Genomic DNA, 546 nt, shown 5'->3' on the forward strand with positions numbered 1-546 from the left:
ACGTCTGGCACAGCCACCTTCGTCTGAGATCACCTGGGTGCATGCTTCGGTCCGTGGTCGGCGCGCAGGCCGCCAACATGATGCTGGTTCAATGCAGGTCCGATGTGCCCATCTCATTGGCGTGCTCGATGTGGTTCGGCAACAGTCCTGACCACGGCATCATCGGAACCGCGTCCCATGGGGACCTCGAAGGCCTGCGGTCAGGCAGGCAACGATGGAGCGCCTGGTCGATCAGGTGGCATGCTTAACCCGAACCTCGGATCGGAAGGTTGTGCCGTCAGTCCATATTCGGTGCAGGATCACGCTGATGCGCCGGGCAAGGGCGACCATGGCCCGTTTCGCGCCACGACGGCGCGCGACCTGCACTGCCCATGTTCTCAGCCATGTCGAGCGGCCACGATGCATCATGACTGTTGCCGCTTGGCACAGAGCGCGCCGCAGGTTGATGTCCCCTGCTTTGGTGATCCCGCCAGAGATGTCGCGTTCGCCTGACTGGTTGCGTGAAGGCGTGAGGCCGACCCATGGTCCGACCTTCTTCGACGATGT

1 protein-coding gene is annotated in these 546 nt (G+C 62.6%); it reads right to left on the reverse strand.

Going from position 1 to position 546, the window contains the following annotated elements; translation table 11 throughout:
* Nucleotides 1-231 precede the first annotated feature (231 nt).
* A partial coding sequence (locus tag FHD67_RS20295; protein WP_139599870.1) for a transposase occupies nt 232-546 on the reverse strand: 315 nt, incomplete at its 5' end.

The organism is Paracoccus haeundaensis (genome assembly GCF_006239215.1).
GTDB lineage: Bacteria > Pseudomonadota > Alphaproteobacteria > Rhodobacterales > Rhodobacteraceae > Paracoccus > Paracoccus marcusii.